General features: G+C 71.1%; 19 protein-coding genes, 2 tRNA genes and 2 pseudogenes. 6 read left to right on the top strand and 17 right to left on the bottom strand.

Translation table 11 applies throughout. The features are described from left to right. Positions 1-59 precede the first annotated feature (59 nt). From AB5L52_RS35330 to pgsA, 3 genes are read right to left on the bottom strand one after another with little or no spacing between them, the layout of a single operon-like run. The gene (locus AB5L52_RS35330; protein ID WP_351021702.1) at positions 60-1,223 is read right to left on the bottom strand and encodes a glycosyltransferase family 4 protein; all 1,164 of its coding nucleotides are present in this window, start codon (positions 1,221-1,223) and stop codon (positions 60-62) included. After that, entirely contained in the window at positions 1,220-2,128 is a 909-nt protein-coding gene (locus AB5L52_RS35325) for a phosphatidylinositol mannoside acyltransferase (RefSeq protein ID WP_351021704.1), read from the bottom strand. Before AB5L52_RS35325 ends, AB5L52_RS35330 begins: the two co-directional genes overlap by 4 nt. Further along, positions 2,125-2,784 (bottom strand): phosphatidylinositol phosphate synthase, encoded by a 660-nt coding sequence (gene pgsA, locus AB5L52_RS35320; RefSeq protein ID WP_351021706.1) that lies wholly within the window; start codon positions 2,782-2,784, stop codon positions 2,125-2,127. The genes AB5L52_RS35325 and pgsA overlap by 4 nt, the downstream gene beginning before the upstream one ends. A 292-nt stretch (positions 2,785-3,076) precedes the next feature. Here pgsA and AB5L52_RS35315 point away from each other — a divergent pair, with 292 nt between their 5' ends. Together AB5L52_RS35315 and AB5L52_RS35310 are read left to right on the top strand one after the other, a co-directional pair. Then, entirely contained in the window at positions 3,077-5,278 is a 2,202-nt protein-coding gene (locus AB5L52_RS35315; RefSeq protein ID WP_351021708.1) for an elongation factor G-like protein EF-G2, read from the top strand. 212 nt (positions 5,279-5,490) lie between these two features. After that, positions 5,491-7,137 (top strand): hypothetical protein, encoded by a 1,647-nt coding sequence (locus AB5L52_RS35310; protein ID WP_369367643.1) that lies wholly within the window; start codon positions 5,491-5,493, stop codon positions 7,135-7,137. A gap of 31 nt (positions 7,138-7,168) precedes the next feature. On the opposite strand, the gene AB5L52_RS35305 is transcribed toward AB5L52_RS35310, so the two are convergent. The 4 genes from AB5L52_RS35305 to AB5L52_RS35290 all read right to left on the bottom strand — a co-directional run bounded on the left by AB5L52_RS35305 (position 7,169) and on the right by AB5L52_RS35290 (position 11,787). Continuing rightward, positions 7,169-7,726, bottom strand: coding sequence for an HIT domain-containing protein (locus AB5L52_RS35305; RefSeq protein ID WP_351021711.1), 558 nt, complete (start codon positions 7,724-7,726; stop codon positions 7,169-7,171). A 130-nt stretch (positions 7,727-7,856) separates the two neighbouring features. After that, positions 7,857-9,833, bottom strand: coding sequence for a threonine--tRNA ligase (gene thrS / locus AB5L52_RS35300; RefSeq protein ID WP_369367642.1), 1,977 nt, complete (start codon positions 9,831-9,833; stop codon positions 7,857-7,859). 158 nt (positions 9,834-9,991) lie between these two features. Next, entirely contained in the window at positions 9,992-11,224 is a 1,233-nt protein-coding gene (locus tag AB5L52_RS35295) for a hypothetical protein (RefSeq protein ID WP_351021715.1), read from the bottom strand. After that, the gene (locus AB5L52_RS35290; RefSeq protein WP_351021717.1) at positions 11,221-11,787 is read right to left on the bottom strand and encodes a DUF4365 domain-containing protein; all 567 of its coding nucleotides are present in this window, start codon (positions 11,785-11,787) and stop codon (positions 11,221-11,223) included. Before AB5L52_RS35290 ends, AB5L52_RS35295 begins: the two co-directional genes overlap by 4 nt. 168 nt (positions 11,788-11,955) lie before the next feature. Here AB5L52_RS35290 and AB5L52_RS35285 point away from each other — a divergent pair, with 168 nt between their 5' ends. Continuing rightward, a complete protein-coding gene (locus AB5L52_RS35285) occupies positions 11,956-12,681 on the top strand; it encodes a 3'-5' exonuclease (protein ID WP_369367640.1) in 726 nt (241 codons plus the stop codon). A 45-nt stretch (positions 12,682-12,726) separates the two neighbouring features. Here the strand turns inward: AB5L52_RS35285 and AB5L52_RS35280 are convergent. From AB5L52_RS35280 to AB5L52_RS35250, 7 genes and pseudogenes are all read right to left on the bottom strand, one after another. Further along, positions 12,727-12,798 (bottom strand) — tRNA-Val (locus tag AB5L52_RS35280). Positions 12,799-12,837: 39 nt separating this feature from the next. Next, positions 12,838-13,284: an SRPBCC family protein gene (locus AB5L52_RS35275; protein WP_369367639.1), complete on the bottom strand. Its 447-nt coding sequence runs from the start codon at positions 13,282-13,284 to the stop codon at positions 12,838-12,840. Positions 13,285-13,438: 154 nt separating this feature from the next. Beyond that, positions 13,439-14,098, bottom strand: a pseudogene (locus tag AB5L52_RS35270) (carbohydrate ABC transporter permease); the annotation flags it as partial. A 156-nt stretch (positions 14,099-14,254) separates the two neighbouring features. Beyond that, positions 14,255-14,658, bottom strand: a pseudogene (locus AB5L52_RS35265) (extracellular solute-binding protein); the annotation flags it as partial. 187 nt (positions 14,659-14,845) lie between these two features. Then, positions 14,846-15,850 carry an alpha/beta hydrolase gene (locus tag AB5L52_RS35260; RefSeq protein ID WP_369367638.1) on the bottom strand — a complete coding sequence of 335 codons (1,005 nt, stop codon included), beginning with the start codon at positions 15,848-15,850 and terminating at the stop codon, positions 14,846-14,848. Between the two features lie 1,166 nt (positions 15,851-17,016). Further along, positions 17,017-17,088, bottom strand: a tRNA-Val gene (locus AB5L52_RS35255). Positions 17,089-17,172: 84 nt separating this feature from the next. After that, the gene (locus tag AB5L52_RS35250) at positions 17,173-17,649 is read right to left on the bottom strand and encodes a TIGR02611 family protein (RefSeq protein ID WP_369367637.1); all 477 of its coding nucleotides are present in this window, start codon (positions 17,647-17,649) and stop codon (positions 17,173-17,175) included. A 191-nt stretch (positions 17,650-17,840) separates the two neighbouring features. Here AB5L52_RS35250 and AB5L52_RS35245 point away from each other — a divergent pair, with 191 nt between their 5' ends. Further along, positions 17,841-18,254 carry an SsgA family sporulation/cell division regulator gene (locus tag AB5L52_RS35245; protein WP_004002642.1) on the top strand — a complete coding sequence of 138 codons (414 nt, stop codon included), beginning with the start codon at positions 17,841-17,843 and terminating at the stop codon, positions 18,252-18,254. A 309-nt stretch (positions 18,255-18,563) separates the two neighbouring features. Beyond that, complete coding sequence (locus AB5L52_RS35240) at positions 18,564-19,124, top strand: CGNR zinc finger domain-containing protein (protein ID WP_369367636.1); 561 nt, start codon at positions 18,564-18,566, stop codon at positions 19,122-19,124. 231 nt (positions 19,125-19,355) lie between these two features. Here AB5L52_RS35240 and AB5L52_RS35235 read toward each other — a convergent pair whose 3' ends face one another. Next, positions 19,356-19,511 (bottom strand): hypothetical protein, encoded by a 156-nt coding sequence (locus AB5L52_RS35235; protein ID WP_351021727.1) that lies wholly within the window; start codon positions 19,509-19,511, stop codon positions 19,356-19,358. A 197-nt stretch (positions 19,512-19,708) separates the two neighbouring features. Then, entirely contained in the window at positions 19,709-20,152 is a 444-nt protein-coding gene (locus tag AB5L52_RS35230; RefSeq protein ID WP_351021728.1) for a hypothetical protein, read from the bottom strand. Positions 20,153-20,434: 282 nt separating this feature from the next. On the opposite strand from AB5L52_RS35230, the gene AB5L52_RS35225 reads away from it, so the two are divergent. Beyond that, complete coding sequence (locus tag AB5L52_RS35225; protein ID WP_351021730.1) at positions 20,435-20,959, top strand: DsbA family protein; 525 nt, start codon at positions 20,435-20,437, stop codon at positions 20,957-20,959. Between the two features lie 89 nt (positions 20,960-21,048). Here the strand turns inward: AB5L52_RS35225 and AB5L52_RS35220 are convergent, their stop codons facing one another. Further along, on the bottom strand, positions 21,049-21,876 hold the full coding sequence (locus tag AB5L52_RS35220) for a GNAT family N-acetyltransferase (RefSeq protein WP_369367635.1): 828 nt from the start codon (positions 21,874-21,876) through the stop codon (positions 21,049-21,051). Positions 21,877-21,930 lie beyond the last annotated feature (54 nt).

Raw genomic sequence — 21,930 nt, 5'->3', positions numbered from 1 at the left:
GAAGCCCGTCCCGCAAGGCCCGGGCCGTCAGTCCCGGGCCGTCAGTCAGTCCCGGGCTGTCAGTCCCGCGCCAAGCCGAAGCGTGCCCGCAGGCCCGTCGTGCGCTCGTCCGTCGCGACCGCCGCCGCGCCGGCCGTGACCGTCTCGTAGACGGACAGGATGTCCGCGCCGACCGTCGACCAGTCGAACCGCCGCACATGCGCGCTGCCGCGTTCGCGCAGCTCGGCGCGGCGCACCGGGTCCTCCAGCAGCCGTACGGCCGCCTCGGCGAGCGCGTCGGCGTCCTCGTTGGCGAAGACCTCGCCCGCCTCCCCCTGGTCGAGGACCTGGACGAAGGCGTCCAGGTCGGAGGCGAGCACGGGGGCGCCCGCCGACATGGCCTCGACGAGGACGATGCCGAAGCTCTCGCCGCCGGTGTTGGGCGCGACGTACAGGTCGACGCTGCGCAGGAAGCGCGCCTTGTCCTCGTCGCTGATCATGCCCAGGAACTCCACGCGCGGGCGCAGTTCCTTCGGCAGGTCCTCGACGGCGGCCTCCTCGTCGCCGCGGCCGGCGACCAGCAGCCGGGTCTGCGGGCGGGCGGCCAGGATCTTCGGCAGGGCCTTCATCAGGACCGGCAGGCCCTTGCGGGGCTCGTCGATCCGGCCGATGAAACCGAGGGTGTCCCCCTGCCACTCCGGCTTCGGCTCGGCCTTGGCGAAGAAGTCCACGTCGACGCCGTTGGGAATGACCACCGCGTCCCCGCCGAGGTGCTCGACCAGGGTCCGGCGGGCGTACTCGCTGACCGCGATCCGCGCGCTGATCTTCTCCAGGGCGGCCTGGAGGATGGAGTACGCGGCGATCATCGCGCGCGAGCGCGGGTTGGAGGTGTGGAAGGTGGCCACGATCGGGCCGGAGGCCGCCCAGCAGGTCAGCAGGCCCAGCGAGGGCGAGGTCGGCTCGTGGATGTGGACCACGTCGAAGGCGCCGTCGTGCAGCCAGCGGCGCACCCGCGCGGCCGACAGGAAGCCGAAGTTCAGCCGGGCCACCGAGCCGTTGTACGGCACCGGGACCGCGCGGCCGGCCGAGACGACGTACGGCGGCAGCGGGGTGTCGTCGTCGGCCGGGGCGAGCACGGAGACCTCGTGGCCGAGCCGGAGGAAGTACTCGGCGAGGTCGCGGATGTGGAACTGGACACCGCCGGGCACGTCCCAGGAGTACGGGCAGACGATCCCGATTCTCACGAGGGTCCCTTCGCGGGGTCGAGGTCGGCGAGCCACAGCCGCTGGAGCATGTGCCAGTCCTCCGGATGGTCGGCGATCCCGGTGGCGAAGGCGTCGGCCAGCGCCTGTGCCATGACAGACGTCTTCTCGGCCCGGGTACCTGACTCCGGTACCTCGATCGGGGGGTGCACCTGGCCCTGCATGACGGGCGAGTCGTCGTACCAGAGCGTGACCGGCAGCAGCAGCGCGCCGGTCTGCTGGGCGAGCAGGGCCGGACCGGCGGGGATCCGGGTCTTCTCGCCGAAGAAGTCGACCTCGACGCCGGAGGCGGACAGGTCCCGGTCGGCGACCAGGCAGACCAGGCCGCCGTCGCGCAGCCGCCGGGCCAGGGTGCCGAAGGCGGTGCCGCCGCTGTGCGGCAGGACCTCCATGCCGAGGCCCTCCCGGTAGGCGACGAAACGGTCGTAGAGCGTCTCGGGCTTCAGGCGCTCGGCGACGGTCGTGAAGGGCGTCTCCAGCTTGGTGGTGACCCAGGCGCCGGCCAGGTCGTAGTTGGCCATGTGCGGCAGGGCGAGGATCACGCCCTGGCCGGAGGCGAGGCCGTCGGTGAGGTAGTGGATGTCCTTCGGGTCGAATCCGGTCTTCACTCGCTCCCGGCTCCAGGCCGGGAGCCGGAAGGACTCCATCCAGTAGCGCAGGTACGAGCGCATGCCCGCGCGGGAGAGCTCGGCGAGGCGCTCGGGCGTCGCGTCGGGCACCACGCGCGCGTAGTTGGACTCCAGGCGCTGTACGCCCTTGCCGCGCTGCTTCCAGGCGGCGTCGGCGATGGTGCGGCCGAGGCGGACCGCGACGGGTTCGGGGAGCTTCTTGACGGTGCTCCAGCCGACGCCGTACAGCGCGTCGCTGAGCCGTTCGGCGGCGCTCACTTCGCCGCCTCGGCGTTCTGCTGGGCCGCCTCCGCCTCGGCGGACTCGCGGCGGACGGTGACGACGCGCTGGATCAGCGTCACGAGGCTGCCCGCCGCGACGATCCACAGCGCGACCGGCAGCAGCCACTGGATGCCCGGCACACCGAACGTGTGCAGGCCGGCGAGACCGGCCGCGACCAGCGAGATCACCAGCCGCTCGGCGCGTTCGACGAGGCCGTTGACGGCGACCGGCAGCCCGATCGACTCGCCGCGCGCCTTGGTGTACGACACCACCTGACCGCTGGCCAGGCAGAAGATGGACACGGCGCACAGGACGTTGTTGTTCCCGTTGCCCGCGTACCAGAGCGCGAAGCCGCCGAAGATCGCGCCGTCGGCGACCCGGTCCAGGGTGGAGTCCAGGAAGGCGCCCCAGCGGCTGGAGCGGCCCAGCTGACGGGCCATGTTGCCGTCGACCAGGTCGGAGAAGACGAACAGGGTGATCACGACCGTGCCCCAGAAGAACTCGCCCCGGGGGAAGAAGACCAGCGCGCCCGCGACCACACCGGCCGTGCCGATGAGCGTGACCGTGTCGGGGCTCACCCCTCGCCGGATGAGAAACGCGGCGAACGGTGTGAGGACACGCGTGAAGAATGCACGCGCGTACTTGTTCAGCATGGCCTTCCCGAAGGTCGTGTCGCCGCGGCCCCTGGTGGCTCCGGCTGGCCCATCGTAGCCACGCGCGCGTGTGCGTGACGGGCGGGCACCCACAGCCCGTGGCATGAGCCGCTGTGCGCCACCGTGCGGGGGCGCACGGTGGCGCGCTCGGCGACGGTGGCTGTCGTTCGTATGGACGCAGCGTGACGGGAGTGGAAAGCTCGAATAACCGCGGGCGTCGCCGGAGCCGCCAGCGCGCGGTTCCCGCATGTCCGCGCCCACAGTGACCTCACCGTGCACGGGAGGCAGGATCATGGGCGACAAGGCACAAGCACACCACCTCGGGGCCGCCGGCAGGGCTCTTGAGGCCGACCAGCCCGCGTCCGTACGGAACGTGGTGCTGGTCGGCCACTCCGGTTCGGGCAAGACGACTCTGGTGGAGGCCCTCGCGCTGAGTGCGGGGGCGGTGAACCGGGCGGGCCGCGTGGAGGACGGCGCCACCGTCTCGGACTACGACGAGATCGAGCACCGGCAGCAGCGCTCCGTACAGCTGTCCCTGGTGCCGGTCGCATGGGACGGCATCAAGATCAACCTCCTCGACACCCCCGGGTACGCCGACTTCGTCGGGGAGCTGAGGGCCGGTCTGCGCGCCGCGGACGCGGCCCTCTTCGTGGTCTCGGCCTCGGACGGCGTGGACGGCTCGACCCGGATGGTCTGGGAGGAGTGCGCGGCCGTCGGCATGCCGCGCGCGATCGTGATCACGCATCTGGAGGCCGCGCGCGCGGACTTCGAGGAGATGACCCGGACCTGCGCGGAGGCCTTCGGCGGGGACGACCCCGACGCCGTGCTTCCGCTGTACCTGCCGCTGCGCGGCCCCGAGGGCCCCGACGGGCACGCGCCCGTGACCGGTCTGGTCGGGCTGCTGTCGCAGAAGCTGTTCGACTACTCGACCGGGGAGCGCAAGGAGTCCGAGCCCGGCGCGGACCAGCTGCCGGACATGGAGGACGCCCGCAACCGGCTGATCGAGGGGATCATCGCCGAGAGCGAGGACGAGACCCTCATGGACCGCTATCTCGGCGGCGAGCAGATCGACGTCGGGACGCTGATCGAGGACCTGGAGCGGGCGGTCGCCCGCGGCTCCTTCTTCCCCGTCCTGGCCGCCGCCCCCGCGGCCGACGGCGCCAAACAGGGGCTCGGCACGGTCGAGCTGCTGGAGCTGGTCACCGGCGGGTTCCCGACCCCGTTCGAGCACCCGCTGCCGGACGTCACCACCATCGACGGCAAGCCGCGCGAGCTGAAGCCGTGCGACACCGGCGGCCCGCTGGTCGCCGAGGTCGTCAAGACCTCCTCCGACCCCTACGTCGGCCGGGTCTCCCTGGTCCGTGTCTTCTCCGGCACCGTGCGCCCCGACCAGACGGTGCACGTCTCCGGGCACGGGCTGGCCGACCGCGGGCACGAGGACCACGACGTCGACGAGAAGGTCGGCGCCCTGTCCATGCCCTTCGGCAAGCAGCAGCGCCCGGTGACGCACGCCGTCGCGGGCGATCTGGTGTGCGTGGCCAAGCTGGGCCGCGCCGAGACCGGGGACACGCTCTCCGCGAAGGACGACCCGCTGCTGATGGAGCCCTGGCGGATGCCCGACCCGCTCCTGCCGCTCGCCATCCATGCGCACAGCAAGGCCGACGAGGACAAGCTCTCGCAGGGCCTTTCCCGGCTGGTGGCCGAGGATCCGACGATGCGTCTGGAGCAGAACCAGGACACCCACCAGGTGGTCCTGTGGTGCCTGGGCGAGGCCCACGCGGACGTCGCCCTGGAACGGCTGCGCAGCCGCTACGGCGTCCAGGTCGACGTCGTCCCGCACAAGGTCTCCCTGCGGGAGACGTTCGCGGACAAGGCCACCGGGCGCGGGCGGCATGTGAAGCAGTCCGGCGGGCACGGCCAGTACGCCATCTGCGAGATCGAGGTGGAGCCGCTGCCGGGCGGCTCGGGCATCGAGTTCGTGGACAAGGTGGTCGGCGGCGCCGTACCGCGGCAGTTCATCCCGTCCGTGGAGAAGGGCGTACGCGCCCAGGCCGCCAAGGGGGTCGCCGCCGGCTATCCGCTGGTGGACGTGCGGATCACGCTGCTGGACGGCAAGGCGCACTCGGTGGACTCCTCCGACGCCGCCTTCCAGACGGCGGGCGCGCTCGCGCTGCGCGAGGCCGCCGCGGAGGCCAGGATCCATCTGCTGGAGCCAGTGGCCGAGGTGTCCGTGCTGGTCGGCGACGACTACGTGGGCGCGGTGATGAGCGACCTGTCCGGAAGGCGCGGCCGGGTGCTCGGCACCGAGCAGGTGGGGTCGGGACGGACCCTGATCCGGGCCGAGGTGCCCGAGTTCGAGATCGGCCGGTACGCCGTCGACCTGCGCTCGCTGTCGCACGGCACGGCACGCTTCGACCGCGCCTACGCCCGGCACGAGCCGATGCCGCCGCAGATCGCCGAGCGGATCCGCGAACAGGCGGGCGAGAACGGGTAGTTCACCGGCCCTCGGCCGGGTGTGCGGGCGGGCGGCTTCGGCCGTCCGCCCGCGGGTTGTCGGTGGCGGCGGATACGCTGAACACCTGATCGCGTCGTGCCGCAGTCGTCCGGTGCCGACGGGTAATCGGCGTGACGGCCTGTTCAACAGGTGTGCGGAACGTGGAAGTCGGGAAGGCCGCAGAGACGACGCCGGCGGCCGAGGGGGCGGGAATGTCGTTGGGAACGGAGTGGGACGGGCCCCAGGTGCCCGTCTCGGGCGACGAGGGTCAGGCGGCGACCTCCGCACTGGCCTCGGCGGCGTACCGGGACAGCTCGATCGAGGAGATCAAGAAGGCCGACAACGAATGGCATCAGTCGACGGTCAAGGCCGGCCGGATCGCGCTGCTGCGGCCCAATCTGGGTGAGGCGTTCTCGCGGGCCGTGGTCGCCCGGATGCTCGCTCCCGGCCGCAAGCCGCTCATCCAGTCCTTCGGCTCGGAGCCCCAGTTCGTCGTCGAGCACTGCCTCGCGGCCAACAACATCCGCCGGGAGCGCGACAACCGCCTGACGGCCGTGACGCTCCTGTGCGGGGGGCTCTTCCTGCCGGGGCTGATCGCCTGGCTGCTCGTCTTCCAGTTGCGCACGTTCATCGCCCGGCGCGAGGACAGGCGGGCAGGGACGCTCGCCACCGCCCTACTCCTCGCCGTCGGTGTGCTCGCCGCGCTGTTCCTGATCAAGATGCCGTTCAACGGCTTCTGGGCGTGGTACGCCCGGGCGGCCGTCGCGCTGCCCGTGCTCGGCTGGTTCTGGGCCAAGCAGATCTGCGAGCGCACGGCCAGGGATCTGCGGGGACGCTGGGACGGCCTGCTCTCGGGCACCAGCGTCGGCGCCAAGGTCCCCGAGGCGGTACCGCGCGGTCCGAACGAGACCGCGGCCGAGGAGCTGCGCCAGTCGCTGGCCCGGCTCACCGCCGAGCAGCAGTCCAACTCGGTCTTCTACGCCGGTCCCAAGGGCATACTCGGCATGGGCACCCGCTGGGGCGCCTGGCAGCTCGCCGAGGATCTGGTGCCCGCCGACCCGACCCGGGAGATCCACCCCTTCCGCAGCTGGGACGTCATACGCGTGATCCATGACCAGCTGGCCCGGCTGGAGCGCGGCCCGCTGAACACGGGCGGGTTCCCGAAGCCGTCCGTCAAGCACTGGATCGTCACGCCGATCGGCGAGGGGGCCGCCGCGGTGTCCCGGCCCGAGGGCACCGATGTCGAGGCCTTCCAGGTCAAGCCGCACGCGATACAGGACATCTGCAACAAGCAGCAGTTCGGCAGCGGCGACCGGCACTACCTGGGCGTGCAGTGGACGCTGTGGGACGGGCAGCTGATCCTCACCATGCTGATCACGGTGACGGTGTTGCACGAGACGCTGCGCATCGAGGTGACGGGGCATGCGCTGGGACCGGTGAACTCCCTGTTCACCTCCAAGCCGGAGGCGCCGACCAAGGAGGTCTCCAAGTCCCTCAAGCCCTGGGAGACGCGCACGGTCAAGCTGCCGCTCGTCGACGCCGACGAGGTGGTGCGCCTTGCCACGCGCGCCCCGCTGACCTGGTATCCGCCGCTGCTCAACTGGCTCGGCGGCTCGCTCGCCCTGCCCGAGCCGTTCGGTCTGCGGCACGCCTGGGCGGACCAGCCGTGGCGGCACCGCTTCATGGCCGACGACGCGCTGCGCGCGGCCACGCCGGTGCTGCGGGTGGTCCACTCGGCGGCGATCAGGGTGCTGGCGGAGAACGGCGTGGACACGGAGAAGTTCGGGACGCGTTCGGGCATGCTCAGCGGGCTGGTCCAGGACCCGACGCCGAGGAAGGCGGATCTGTACGACGCGTGAGCGGTGCCCTCCGCGGAGGGCACCCCGGGTCCTATGCCGGCCACGCCTCCGCCAGCATCTTCCGGGTGTCGGCCAGCAGCTGCGGCAGCACCCTGGTGTGGCCGACGACCGGCATGAAGTTCGTGTCGCCGCCCCAGCGCGGGACGATGTGCTGGTGCAGGTGGGCGGCGATGCCGGCGCCCGCGACCGTGCCCTGGTTCATGCCGATGTTGAAGCCGTGCGCGCCGGACGCGGTGCGCAGGGCCGTCATCGCCTGCTTGGTCAGCTCGGCCAGCTCGGCGGTCTCCGGCCCCGTCAGCTCGGTGTAGTCGGCGACATGCCGGTAGGGCACGGTCATCAGATGGCCGCCGTTGTACGGGTAGAGGTTGAGGACCGCGTACACATGGTCACCGCGCCGGACGATCAAGCCGTCCTCGTCGGACTTGGCCGGGATCGAGCAGAAGGGACAGCCGTCTTCGGCCCCGGGGCCGGTCGGCTTGTTCTCGCCCTGGATGTAAGCCATCCGGTGGGGCGTCCACAGGCGCTGGAACGCGTCCTGCGTCCCCACTCCGATCTGCTGCTCCGGCTCAGTCGTCATGCTAGGCAGCATATGGCTTCGCCGGTTCCCGGCGTGTCGCCGGGGCGGCCGGAAGCCGGTCGCGCAGTCCCGCGCGCCCCATGAGCCCCAGCACAGAACCCCGGGGGGCGTCATCCCCCCGGGGTTCTGCGGATCAGGCCCTTCAGACCTGGGCCCGCTCCTCGACGACCCGCGCGATCTTCGCGATGGCCTCGTCGAACGGGATGCCGTTCTCCTGCGAGCCGTCGCGGTAGCGGAAGGACACCGAGCCGTTCGACATGTCCTCGTCGCCCGCGATGACCATGAAGGGCACCTTCTGCTTCTGGGCGTTGCGGATCTTCTTCTGCATGCGGTCCGAGGAGGAGTCCACCTCGACGCGCAGGCCCTTCTTGCGGGCCGCCGCCGCGAACTTCTCCAGGTACTCGACGTGGGCGTCGCCGATCGGGATGCCGAGCGCCTGGACCGGAGCCAGCCAGGCCGGGAAGGCGCCCGCGTAGTGCTCCAGGAGCACCGCGAAGAACCGCTCGATGGAGCCGAACAGCGCGCGGTGGATCATGACCGGGCGCTGCTTGGAGCCGTCGGAGCCGGTGTACTCCAGGTTGAAGCGCTCCGGCAGGTTGAAGTCGAGCTGGATGGTCGACATCTGCCAGGTCCGGCCGATCGCGTCCTTGGCCTGGACGGAGATCTTCGGGCCGTAGAAGGCGGCGCCGCCCGGGTCGGGGACGAGGGGCAGGCCCTGCTTCTCGGCGACCTGGCGCAGCGTCTCGGTCGCCTCCTCCCAGACCTCGTCGGAGCCGACGAACTTCTCCGGGTCCTTGGTGGACAGCTCCAGGTAGAAGTCGGTCAGGCCGTAGTCGCGCAGCAGACCGAGGACGAAGGTGAGCGTCTTGTCCAGCTCCTCGGACATCTGCTCACGGGTGCAGTAGATGTGCGCGTCGTCCTGCGTGAAGCCGCGGGCCCGGGTCAGGCCGTGCACGACGCCCGACTTCTCGTACCGGTACACGGTCCCGAACTCGAAGAGGCGCAGCGGCAGTTCACGGTAGGACCGGCCGCGCGCGTCGAAGATCAGGTTGTGCATCGGGCAGTTCATGGGCTTGAGGTAGTAGTCCACGCCCTCGTCGAGCTGCATGGGCGGGTACATGCCCTCGGCGTACCAGTCCAGGTGCCCGGACGTCTCGAAGAGCTTCCCCTTCGTCGCGTGCGGGGTGTAGACGAACTCGTAGCCCTCTTCCTCGTGCCGGCGGCGCGAGTAGTCCTCCATGACCCGGCGGACGATGCCGCCCCTGGGGTGGAAGACGGCGAGGCCGGAGCCGATCTGCTCCGGGATGGAGAAGAGGTCCAGCTCACTGCCGAGCTTGCGGTGGTCGCGCTTCTCGGCCTCGGCGAGGAAGTCCAGGTACGCCTTCAGCTCGTCCTTGGACGGCCAGGCGGTGCCGTAGATGCGCTGGAGCATGGGGTTCTTCTCGCTGCCGCGCCAGTAGGCGGCCGCGTTGCGCATCAGCTTGAACGCCGGGATCAGGCGGGTCGAGGGCAGGTGCGGACCGCGGCAGAGGTCCTTCCAGCACAGCTCGCCGGTCTTGGCGTCCAGGTTGTCGTAGATCGTCAGCTCGCCGGCACCGACCTCGACGTCCGCGCCGTCGTCGCTGGACGCGGAGCCCTTGAGGCCGATCAGCTCCAGCTTGTACGGCTCGGACGCAAGCTCGTCACGCGCCGCTTCGTCGGTGACGACACGGCGGGAGAACTTCTGCCCGCGCTTCTGGATCTCCTGCATCTTCTTCTCGATGGCCTTGAGATCCTCGGGCGTGAACGGCTTCTCGACGTCGAAGTCGTAGTAGAAGCCGTCCTTGACGGGCGGGCCGATGCCCAGCTTGGCCTCGGGGAAGATCTCCTGCACGGCCTGCGCCATGACGTGCGCGGTGGAGTGCCGCAGGATGTTCAGGCCGTCCTCGGAGGAGATCTCGACGCCCTCGACGGTCTCGCCGTCCTGGAGCGCGTAGGTGAGGTCCTTGAGCTCGCCGCCCACGCGCGCGGCGATGATCGAGCGCTCGCCGGCGAAGAGGTCGGCGGCCGTAGTGCCCGTCGTCACCACGCGTTCTTCCCGCTCGGAATCGCGCTGGATGATCACACGGACGTCTGACACCGGTCTCTCCTGACTGCAGGTGGGGTGCGGCGCCGTACCAGGAGCGCGCGCACAGGCGATCGTACCGACCCGACGGCACCGACCGCGAAACGGTCACCGACAGTCCCCGGACCGGTACGCCCCCGGTCCCGTCCCCACGATGCTCGTCCCCGTGTGCCTCAGTCCTCGTCCCGGTACGACTCCCCGCACGCCTCCTCGAAGAAGTCCAGGTTCCCCTGGAGGGCTTTCATCAGCCGGTCCCGCTCGGCCTCGTCGACCTGCACGGGGACGACCCCGGAGGCGCCGGTGAGCCGGCGGAAGCCGCCCCTGCGCTCCAGCCGGCCGTGCACGCGCACCGGGAGTCCGACGAGGTGGGCATGGCCGGCGATGCGGTAGTCCTCCTCTTCCAGGGTGACCCGGACGTGCGGCACCTCGGCGCCGGCGAGGACGCGCAGCCGTACGGTGCCCTCGCCGCCAGGCCCGGAACGGCGCATCCGGACGACGGCGCCGGTGATACGGACCGGCACGGAGGGTTCCTCGCGCAGATAGCGGGCGGCGGCCTCGCGCAGGACGGGCAGGTCGCCGGGTGAGAACTCGACGGGTTCGACGGAGGGGGCGCAGCCCTCGGGGACGCCTTCGCCGGGTGCCCAGGCGACGGCGATCCGGGCGCCCTCGGTGCCCCTCACGAGCGCGGCCAGCGCCTCGGTCAGCTCACGGCTGACGCCCGCCTCGACCGCGCCGTCGAAGGCGTCCATACCGCCGGTGGCCCGCCGGTAGTCGATGGCCTCGCGGGCGGCGTACAGGGCCTGGTGGAGGCGGACGGCCAGCGGGCGCCCGGTCGGCACGGGCGCGAAGGCGGTGAGGTGGTGACCGTCGGCGGCGGGGCCGACGAGGACGTCGTCCAGGAGAGCGGAGGCGGCGCGGCGGTGGCGGGCGCCGTAGTAGCCGGCTCGCGCGCGGGTGGCGAGCGCGGCGGCGAGGAGCATCTGCCGGGCGGCGCCGCGCAGTTGCTCGTCGGCCGTCCAGGGCGCGGCGCCGACAGGTCCGCTCGGGGTGTCGCGCCACCAGCGGATCTCGTCGCTGGGCACGGCGAGGGAGATGAGCACCTCGCGGGCGGCGGGTGCCGCGCTGCGGGCGAGGGCGTCGAGGGCCTCGCCGAGCAGGTCGTCGCTGTCGGGGAAGGCCCGGCTCTCCGGCACCAGCAGGCTGGTCCCGCCGCCGCCCGGCCCCGGCGGGGTCCAACGGCCGTAGCGTCCCGGGGCTCCCCCGCGCCGCTGCCAGCCGTGCCGGTGCAGCAGGGCGCCGAGCACGGCGGGGTCGACCTGGGCGGGGTCGGGGGGCCGGTGCCAGGCGAGATCGTCGGGATGCGGCCGGACCTGGCGTGGCAGCTCCTCGTACGGACGGCTCCTCATGGCCTGCCTCCCGTCCCGACCCGCGTCATGATCTCGCAGAGCGCCCGGTCGTCGAAGATGCGCGAGGTCGGGATCCGCACGGTGGTCCGGTGCCGGCCGGTGATGGAGTGGCCGGCGAGGTTGACCCAGTAGCAGCAGTGCCTCAGATCGAGCCGGTCGTGACTGGCGCGCAGCCAGTCGTCCTGCGAGCGCGGGACGAGCATCACGACCAGGATCTTGTGCACCGAGACCGGGGTGCGGGCGAGCTTGCGCAGATGGTCGTTGTCGAGGGTGAAGGAGAAGGAACGCCCCGGAGGGTTGGGCGCGACCTGGTACGTGGCCTTGAGCTGCACCTTGATGGTGACCTCGTCGTCGACGGTGTGTCCGGGCGCGCTGTGGCTGACGTGCCAGTCGATGCCGTTGTCCGGGAAGGGCTGGGACAGCGAGCATCCCGCCGCGGCGGCGACCGCGTGCAGATAGCCGACCTGCAGTGTCTCCATGCACGCCGTGGTGGCGAGCGTGCCGCGGACGGTGCCCGGACGATCGGGCAGCAGCCCGCCCCGCTCGGGCTGCGCTATGGCCATGACCAACAGCCTTCCAAGCAATGAGTGTCCCCGCTGCGGGCTGCTGAACTGCAAAGACCCGTACTCCTGTTGTCTCCTCCCGGCGTACGGCGCAAACGGCCCGGGTATCACCAAACGGGCAGAAGACGGAACGTCATCTGCTGTGGGTGAACGAGGAGTTGGGTTCAGATGACGACCTGGTACGAGGGGCCGCTGGCCGCTTTCGACACGGAGACGACGGGCGTGGACGTCGAGACCGACCGCATCGTGTCGGCCGCCGTCGTCGTCCAGGACGCGCCGGGCACCCGGCCTCGGGTCTGCCGCTGGCTGGTGAACCCGGGCGTGCCGGTGCCGGAGGCGGCGACGGCGGTGCACGGATTGACGGAGGAGCACCTGCAGCGCAACGGCCGCTGGCCGGCGCCGGTGATGTACGAGATAGCCGAGCAGCTGGCGGAGCACGCGGCGATGGGCCGCCCGCTGGTGGTGATGAACGCGCCGTTCGATCTGACGCTGCTGGACCGGGAGTTGCGCCGGCACCGGGCGTCGTCACTGGACCGCTGGTTCGAGTCGGCGACACTCAGGGTGCTGGACCCCAGGGTCCTGGACAAGCACCTGGACCGGTACCGCAAGGGCCGCCGTACGCTGACGGACCTGTGCGAGCACTACGGCGTGGCGCTGCAGGACGCGCACGACGCGGCGGCGGACGCGATGGCTGCCCTGGATGTCGTACGGGCGCTGGGCCGCCGTTTCGCGACCCGGCTGGAGCGCCTGACCCCCGCCGAGCTGCACACGCTCCAGGCCAACTGGCACGCGGCGCAGGCCCGCGGGCTGCAGGCCTGGTTCGCGCGCAGCGGCTCGGAGGAGATCGTCAGCACGGACTGGCCGCTGCGGCCGGAGCTGCCGGCGGCGGCGTGACCATGCGAAAGGCCGGTCCGCTGCTGCGGACCGGCCTTCTGCGGGTGGGCGATACTGGGTTCGAACCAGTGACCTCTTCGGTGTGAACGAAGCGCTCTCCCACTGAGCTAATCGCCCGGGAACGCACTGAACAATACAGGTCGAGGCGCCGATCCTTCAAACCGCTGCGAGGTACCTCACCAGTCCCCGCCGTCCGGCGGCCATCATCAGCCGGTGGTTGAGACGGAGGACGGGCCGTGCCGGTACCGCGAGCCGCCTGAGCAGGGGCTTGTTCACGCTCACCACCTGGTCGTAGCGGGCGAGGGTGCCGGAGCCCGCCGCGGTGACCGTCCAGCGGGCCCAGCCCTCGATGTCACCGGACATGGCGATTTCCAGGATCCCGGCGTCCGGGTCATGGCGCGTCTCGCGTGCGGTGAAGGTCATGGTGTACGGCAGCACGGACCGGACGGTGAGGACGCCGGTGCCGGAGTCCAGCCTGGTCACCGAGCGCACCTGTGGCCACCAGCGGGGATAGTCCTCGGGCCGCTCCAGCACGGCGTACACGGCCGCGGGCGGGGCGGGCAGGGACCACAGGCTGAGGAAGCGGTAGCGGTTCCAGTCCATGGAGGGAGTCTGCCCGGCCGGGCGCGGGCGATCTGAGTACGTGTACTCATGCGCCCCGGCGTGGCGCGGGACACACTCGGGAGGCGAGCGCCGCCGCCCGTGCGACGGCGCTCCCCCAGCCCTGCCAGCCGGGCATCCTGTCGCCGAGCAGCGCCTGGAAGGAGTGGATGGTCTCCAGGAGCACGTTGAAGGAAAGCACCGGCGAGATCATCGGCAGGGTGATGTTCCAGAACCGCCGGAAGGGTCCGGCGCCGTCCATCTCGGCCGCCTCGTACGCTCCTTCGGCACCTGCTTCAGCCCGGCCAGGAAGATGACCACGGGCGCGCCGAACTGCCGCACCGTCAGCGCGACCAGGCAGTACAGCACCCAGTCGGCGTTGCCGACCCAGCCGCCGACATGCCGGTGAAGAAGTACTGGGTACGGTCCACGATCGCGCCGTCGGAGAAGAGGGAGCGCCACACGAAGCCGACGGAGACGCTCGCGCCGATCAGCGAGGGGTGGAGAAGGCGGCCCGGTAGAAGGCCTGGCCGCGCCGGCTCTGCGCGAGCAGCAGGGCAACCCCGAGGGCGAGCAGCAGCTTCAGCGGGGTGCCGATGATCACGTACTTCGCGGTCACCTCCACCGGCTTCTGCCAGCGGGGGTCGTCGAACATCCTGGTGAAGTGGCCGAGCCCGACCCACTTCGGGCTGTTGAAGAGGTTGTAGTCGGTGAACGCGAAGTACAGCGAGGCGACCATCGGGCCCGCGGTCAGCAGCAGGAAGCCCGCGATCCACGGGGACATGAACGGATAGCCGGCGAGGTTCTCGCGCCGGCGGCCGGGCCGCCCCGCGGTGGCGGGGGGCCGAACGCGTCCTGCGGCCGGCGGGCAGGGAGGCCTTGACGAGCGTCACGGCAATGCCCCGTCAGGCATGGAAGGCGGCCTCGGACTCGGTGAAGAACTGCTTCACCGCGTCCGCGACCTTCGTCAGTCCCGGAAGTGATTCAGGGCCAGATTACCTGCCTGACCCTGCGGCTTGAGGTCGAGAAGAATTCCGCGCTTGTCGTACTTGCGAAGAAACGTGACGGCATTTTGGAAAACGTCCGGGGATTTCCGCCGGCGGCCTGGGTCTGGAACTTCCCCCAGAACGATTGATACGTCTGGAAGTCGGTCTTCACCTTGATCTTCGGGTACTTCTTCTCGAAGAGCGCGACGGTCTGGTCGATCTTCCTGGCCCGCTCCTCGGCACCCCACCATGAGTTACGGATCGTCACCGTCCCGTCCCCGGAACCGCTTTCGCCGCCGCACCCGGTCGTCGCGGCGAGCCCGAGCGCGGCCGCCGAAGCCCCGGCCGCCTTCAGGACCGTACGCCACTCAAGATTCCTGCTGGTTCCCATGACCGGGCCTCCCCGCAGCGTCGCCTCCGCCGTCATCAGCGCCGTCATAAGCGCCCTCACGAAGGTGTCGTGAACCGTGCGTGTCGTGAATCGTTTCGAGCAAGCCAGCAGCCCTCCGCCCGCCCAGCCCGCAAGAGGGGAGGGGGAGGGGGAGGGCCGGGGTGGGACATGAGAGTGGGCGAGGAGGTCAGGCGGGCAGGGAGGCGAGCCAGTCGATCAGGAGCCGGTTCGTCTCCTCCGGGCGCTCCTGCTGGACGAAGTGCCCGCAGCCGTCGAGGATGTGCGAGCCGAGGAGGCCGGGCAGGGTCTGGGGGTACGCCGTGACCGCGTCGGCCAGCCAGGCGAGCGAGGCGTCCAGGGCGCCGCCGATGAACAGCGAGGGCTGCCGGATCGGGGCGCCCTCGTAGTCGGCCAGGTCCGCCCAGTCCCGGTCCATGTTCCGGTAACGGTTGAGCGCTCCGGTCATACCGCTTCGCTCGAACTCCCCGGCCAGGAAGTCGAGTTCGCCCTCACCGAGCCAAGCCGGGAGCGAGTCGGCGGGGAAGCGTTCCCGCAGGGTGCCGCCGCGGCCGACGAAGTGCGGGGCGGTGGCGCCGGGCGGGGGCATGGTCCCGGCGGACAAGGCCGCGTAGAAGCCCGCGAGCCAGCCGCGCACATCGGGCTCGATCTCCGCCTCGGCCCGGCCCGGCTGCTGGAAGTAGGAGACGTAGAACTCCTCGTCCCCGCCCATCCGCGCGAAGACGTCGCTGGGCCGCGGGCCACCGGGCGGGCTGTACGGCACGCCCAGCAGGCCCACGGCACGGAACACATCGGGCTTGGTCAGGGCGGAGGTGGCGGCGATCGTGGCACCCCAGTCATGCCCGACGACCACCGCGGACCGCTCCCCCAGCGCCTCGACCACGGCGACGTTGTCCGCGACCAGGTCGAGCATCCGGTACGCGTCCACAGCCACCGGCTTGGAGGAACGGCCGTAGCCCCGGACGTCCATGGCCACCACTCGGTAGCCGGCGGCGGCCAGAGCGGGCAACTGGTGCCGCCAGGAGTACCAGGACTCGGGGAACCCGTGCACCAGCAGCACGAGGGGGCCGCGGCCCTGCTCCACGAGGTGCGTACGGCCGGCTGGGGAGGGGACGAGGTGGTGGGTCGCGGGGACGAGGGCGGGGGTGGGGGTGGGGGTGGGGTTCTTGGCCATGGGAGCCTCCTGGGGTGCCGGGTGTGGGGGTTACGGGCTGGTGCGGGGGAGCTGATCTGGTGGGTGTGGATTGGCTGGTGGGGGCTGGGCGGGCGATTTGGGGGTACGCATGGAGGGGGATCGGGCTGCGGGGCCGGGAGCGCGTGTGGGGTGGTCGGATCTATGTCGGGCCAAGGGGTGGGGGCAGCTGACTCTCGGCCCACAGGCGTGCGGGAGGCAGCGGGCCACCGGCCAGGGTGAACTCGGGCGTGGTGGGCGGCTGTCGCCCCACGGGGCCGGGTGCGGGGCAAGGCGACTGTTGATCCCGGCGGTCTGTTCGCAAGTAGCTGACTCTCGGCCCGCACGCGCGCCGGAAGCAGCGGGCCACCGGCCAGAGTGAACTCGGGCTTGATCGGGTGACTGTTGGCGCAGGGGCCGGGTGCGAGGTCGGGGGGCTGTCGAGCCAAGGGCGGGTGCCGAGACGGCTGGCTGTCGGCACAAGGGGGCTAGTACGGGGCGGGCTGATTCTCGGGCCAGGAGGCGTGTGCGGGGTGGCTGTCTTGTCGGTCCAGAGGCGTGTACGGGGGCAGGGTGCCGGCGGTCAACGGGTGCTCGTGCCCGGTCGGCCGGCTGTCGATGCGGTGGAGGGGCGAAGAGCCGGTGCGGTCGGGGCTTACATCGACGATGGTGCGGTGGGTGGCCCGGCGGGCACGAGTGATGTTGCCGGTTCGGCAAAATGCGAGGCGCTCGTTCAGCCTCCGCGCAAGGAGCCGGCAGGCTGCGGACGCTCCTGTTGGCGGCACCCGGACACACAGGGGTGGACGGCCGTGTCCGAGGCACCGGACTCAGCGCCCTGGACATCGCCCGACCTCGCCCACCGGACTCGGGAACCCGGACATCGCGGGACCTGGACCTGGACCACCGGACTCGGCGGCGGCTTGGCCCGCCGTTCACCCGCCGTGCTCACCGTCGTGCCGAGCCGCAGACGTCACCCCAACCCGCTCAGCGACATGTGGACCCGTGACGGTCACCCGTCCTGCCCATCGTCGCCCTGTGCGGTCGCGCTGTCCCGTCGTACCGGCACGCGGTGTTCGGCGGGGTGGGCTCGGCTGGGCTCGTCAGCTCAGGGCGGGTGCGCGTACGCCGACGGCCCACCTGCTGTTTCGCAGATGGGCCGTTGGTCCGGGTGGGCGATACTGGGTTCGAACCAGTGACCTCTTCGGTGTGAACGAAGCGCTCTCCCACTGAGCTAATCGCCCGGGCGCAGGAAGAACATTACCCCATGTCAGGGGGTGCTTCCGACCGGAGGCCGAGGCGCCGGACAGCCGACCGGCGGAGCCGGATCACTGATCCTTGATCTTCCACGGCATGACGACGCCGTACTTCCACAGGTAGATCCCGACCAGCACGCCCACGGTCACCAGCCCGATCCCGGTCAGTGTGATGTTGCGGCGGCGCACCCTGGGATCGAGGGCCCGTTGGGCCGCCTCGGTGACCTTGCGTCTGGTCCAGCGGAGCACGAGCTGTGCCCAGACGAACTCGGTCGCCCAGATCGCCATGCCGCCGAAGATCACCACCCAGCCGGGTCCCGGCAGCGGCAGCATGATGATCCCGGCGACGACGACCGCGAAGCCGACCAGGAAGATGCCGACCTGCCAGCTCAGATGCAGCAGCCGGCGGGCCTGGATGAATTCCGGCGCACGGGAACCGAGCCCCGCGCTGTCATCGGTCCCGTCCTCGAAGCTCGTCTCCTGCCGGTCCTCCTTCGCCTCGTCCGTCGCCGCGGCAACCTCGCCCGGATCGTCACTCCCCGTATTCATACAGTCAAACCCTACCGGGGTGAATCCAGTCACCGGAATGGGCGTAGATCCCGTACGAGTTCTCGGCCGGAAGAGTTACGTAAAGACACGCAAAACCCTCAGAGGGGTTTACAACGGCATCGTAGGTGGCATGTCGATTTCGCCGACGTGCGAATCCCCGAGCGCACACTGAGCGAAAGGCCCTGGCGCTTATGAACACCACGGTCAGCTGCGAGCTGCACCTGCGCCTCGTTGTGTCGAGCGAGTCCTCCCTGCCTGTCCCCGCAGGCCTGCGGTACGACACGGCCGACCCCTACGCCGTGCACGCCACCTTCCACACCGGAGCCGAGGAGACCGTCGAGTGGGTGTTCGCCCGCGACCTCCTCGCCGAGGGGCTTCATCGGCCCACCGGCACCGGCGACGTCCGTGTCTGGCCGTCGCGCAGTCATGGTCAGGGCGTCGTGTGCATCGCCCTCAGCTCTCCGGAGGGGGAAGCCCTGCTCGAGGCCCCGGCGCGGGCCCTGGAGTCCTTCCTGAAGCGAACCGACGCCGCCGTGCCACCCGGCACGGAACATCGGCACTTCGATCTGGATCAGGAGCTCTCGCACATCCTGGCGGAGAGCTAGGTCGCGCCCATCGAAAGCAGCCCGGCGCCGTCCACTCGGGGAGACGGCACGGGCCAGGACAACCGCATACGGCACAGCCGGGCGCCGTCACCGTGAGCGTTTCACGGTACGGCGCCAAGCTGTGCCCGCCCGGCTCCGTACCGGGCCATGACCTGTGTGCGCCTGCCTCGGTACGGGAACCGCCGCGGGCTTCGCGGCGTTGTACCGACGACCGAGGCCGGGCAGAGCACGGTGCGGTGGGCGGGGTTGTCGCTACCATCGGCCAGCATCGGCGGGCGTCGGCCCGTCCCTCAGGCCAGGGAGCGAAACGTGCTGATCACCCATGACACCCGGTGCGCCCTCGAAGCCGTGGTGGATCTGGTGAACACCGCGCCGGAGGACGACGCGGCGGCCGACGGACTGCCCGATGTCCCGGCTCTCGCGGATTTCATACGAAACCACGACATCAGCGATGTCGGCGTGCTGTCGGAGTCCGACCTCGCGGCGCTGCGCCGGATCCGGGGGCACTTCGCGGCGATCTTCGCCGCCCCGGACGCCCGCGGCGCGGCAGGGCTGATCAACGAACTGGTCGCCGCGGCGGGCACCACCCCGCGCCTGACGGACCACGACGGCTACGACTGGCATGTGCACTACTTCGCGCCCGGCGCCTCGGTGGCCGACCACCTCGCCGCCGACTGCGGGATGGCGCTGGCCTTCTTCGTGGTCGCCGGAGAGCAGGAGCGGCTGCGCCGTTGTGAGGCACCGGACTGCCGGCGCGCCTTCGTCGACCTCTCCCGCAATCGCTCGCGCCGCTACTGCGACAGCCGCACCTGCGGCAACCGCCTGCACGTGGCCGCGTACCGGGCCCGCCGCAAGGAAGCGACCGGCTGATCCATCGGCAACCCATCGGCACGGCACGGATTGCCGGACCGGCACAGCCCGCCAGACACCAGCACAGGCCGACTAAGCAGCGCAGGCCGACCGACAGGCAAGGGGGCGGTCGCGCGACGCCGGACCGGCAAAGCGCCCCTCACACCGTCGACCGACCACCGGAGCACCCATCACATCCGCGGGTGGGCGACATCCGTCCCGGCGGGTGGCGCCGGGACGAACGTGTACGGCTCACAGCAACAGCAGGTCGTGCAGCGCAGCCATGAGGAGCAGACACCCGATCACCGCAAGGAAGATCATCAGCGGTGGCTGGGATAGGGCGAAGAGGCACCCGCGCGGCTCGTCCTTCGGCGGCGCGGCCTCGCTGCTCTCTGTTGTGTCCAGCATCTCTCGGAGATCATGGCGCAGAAGAGACCCTGCCCGCGATCAACACGCCTGCGATATGCGGGAGTTGCCGCATATCGCGCCGTCTCGCCCGACTTGCTTCGGGTTGTGAACGGTTCCGGACGAGCGCACGACGCTCTGTGTCGATTCAGTCCGAGCGGGCCGACGGGGTCCGGCACCGCCGCGACCGCATGACGCCGTCATATGCCGTGCTTCTTGAGGATGGCCTCGATGTCGCTGAAGTCCTCGGTCGAGCCGGTGGTACGCGGGGCAGTCGCGGACCCGGTCGCGGGTCGGTTGCCCGCGCCCAGGGAGGGTGCGGAAGCCGTCGGAGCCACGGCCTCGGCCTGGCCGCCGCGGGCCGCTCGGCGCTCGGCTCGGGTCCCGCCGCGCCGGCGTTCGACCGCGCGGGTGCCCGCGAACAGGAGCCAGGCCGCGCCCAGCACCCCGAAGCCCGCCCAGGCGGTGGGGCTGAAGGCGGTGTCGGCGAGCCAGCCGACGACCCCGGTCATCACCAGGCCGACCGGCACCAGCGAGTAGGCCGCGATGCGGGTCGCCGCGAGGAAACGCTTGCGGTAGGCCGTGACCACCGCGATACCCAGGCCCGCCGCGGACGCGGCGGAGCAGACGGTCTCGGCAATCATCCGGTCCTCCTGGCGGGCTCGGTCGGGTGGCGGGGAGGGAAGGCGCCTCTCGGCGGACGCGGCGCACCGGCACGGCACACCGCCTCCGTCCCCTCCATCCTGCACCGCCTCGTACGCGCGATGCCACGCCCCCGTAGGACATCAGGGACATCTCCGGGTCGTCTCCTACTGGAGTGCCGGTGCCTGCCGAACCTCCCCATACAGGCCCACCGGACCGGGCGAGGCGGCCGCCGTACCGTCTCGATTGGGTCGCCCCGCATCCGGCCTGGAAGACTGGGCGGCATGAGCGACTCCTCCCCCGCACGCACCGACGCCCTCGTTCTCGACGTCTGGTGCGAGCTGCAGTGCCCCGACTGCCGTACCGCCCTGGACGACGTCCGCGCTCTGCGCGCCCGCTACGGCGACCGGCTGGAGCTGCGGCTGCGGCACTTCCCGCTGGAGAAGCACCAGCACGCCTTCGCCGCCGCGCAGGCCGCCGAGGAGGCGCTGGAGCAGGGCAAGGGCTGGCCGTACGTGGAGACCGTGCTGGAGCGGGTCGAGGAGCTGGACCGTAAGGGGGAACCCTTCCTGGTCGAGGTGGCCCGTGAACTCGGCCTGGACGCCGAGGAGTTCGACACCGCACTGATCGACGGCCGGCACATCCTGATCGTGGACGCCGACCAGGCCGAGGGCAAGGCGATCGGTGTGACCGGCACCCCGACGTACGTCATCGGCGGCGAACGCCTCGACGGCGGCAAGAGCCAGGAAGGGCTGCGCGAGCGCATCGAGGAGATCGCCGACCGGCTGCTGGGCGGCCGGGAGGCCTGAGCCCCACGGCAGACATCCCGAGCCCTCCTCCGAGCGGCCTTCCGAGCAGCCTTCCGCGCGGCCAGCACCAGAGGCCTAGAGCCAGAGGCCTAGAGCAAGGGCTTGGCGAGGGAGTGTTGCGTGGTCTCGTAGCCGAGCGACTCGTACAGCCGCTCCGCCGGGGTGTTGCCCGCGTGCACATTGAGGCCGAGGACCGGTCGGCCGGCCTCGATGGCCTGGCGCTCCGCCAGCAGCATGAGCGTGCGGCCGTGGCCCCGGCCGCGGTGGGCGTCCTCGGTCCGGACGTCGAACACGAACGCCTCCTCGGGGTCCTGCACGGCCAGCCACAGCCTGCCCACCCCGACCCCTTCGTGCTCCAGGACGCTGAAGCGCATGCCGTCGGTCGCAAGCCCGTGCGGCAGCAGCTTCTCGTGGTCGCGGCGGGCCTTGGCGCAGGCTGCGGCTTCGGGGATTCCCCGCTCGGTCCACATCCGCGCGTAGTCGTCGGACTCGCGCTCCTGCCACGCGTCGAACTCGGCTCCGGTCATGGGCCGTGCGCTGCTGCCCGGCGGCAGTGCGGGCGGGACGGTGCCGAGGCGCTTCTTCATGCCGCGGTTGCGCAGGGTGTAGCCCAGGGCGCCGAAGAGCCGCAGGGCGCCCTCCGCCGAGGCGGGGACGACGGTCTCGATCTGGGTGCAGCCCCAGCTCCGCGCCACCTCCTCCGCGGCGAGCGCGGCCACCGTGCCCCGGCCGCGCCGCCGGTCGGACTCGTCGATCCGCAGGTCGTTGACGCATGCCATCACCTCGCCGAAGGAAGGCGAGGTGCCGAGGTGGATCTCACCGACGGGGCGGCTGTTCACGCACACCTGATAGCGGCGGGAACGGGTGCCGTCGGGGTTCTGCCGGAGCGGCTCGAGCGGCCGCAGGGTCGTGGTCATCACTGGTGTTCTACCCGTGGCCGACCACCGAGTCAGCCCTGTTTCCCGGGCCGG

The organism is Streptomyces sp. CG4, assembly GCF_041080655.1.
In the GTDB taxonomy this organism is placed as follows: domain Bacteria; phylum Actinomycetota; class Actinomycetes; order Streptomycetales; family Streptomycetaceae; genus Streptomyces.
This window is presented reverse-complemented; position numbering and strand designations above follow the sequence as displayed.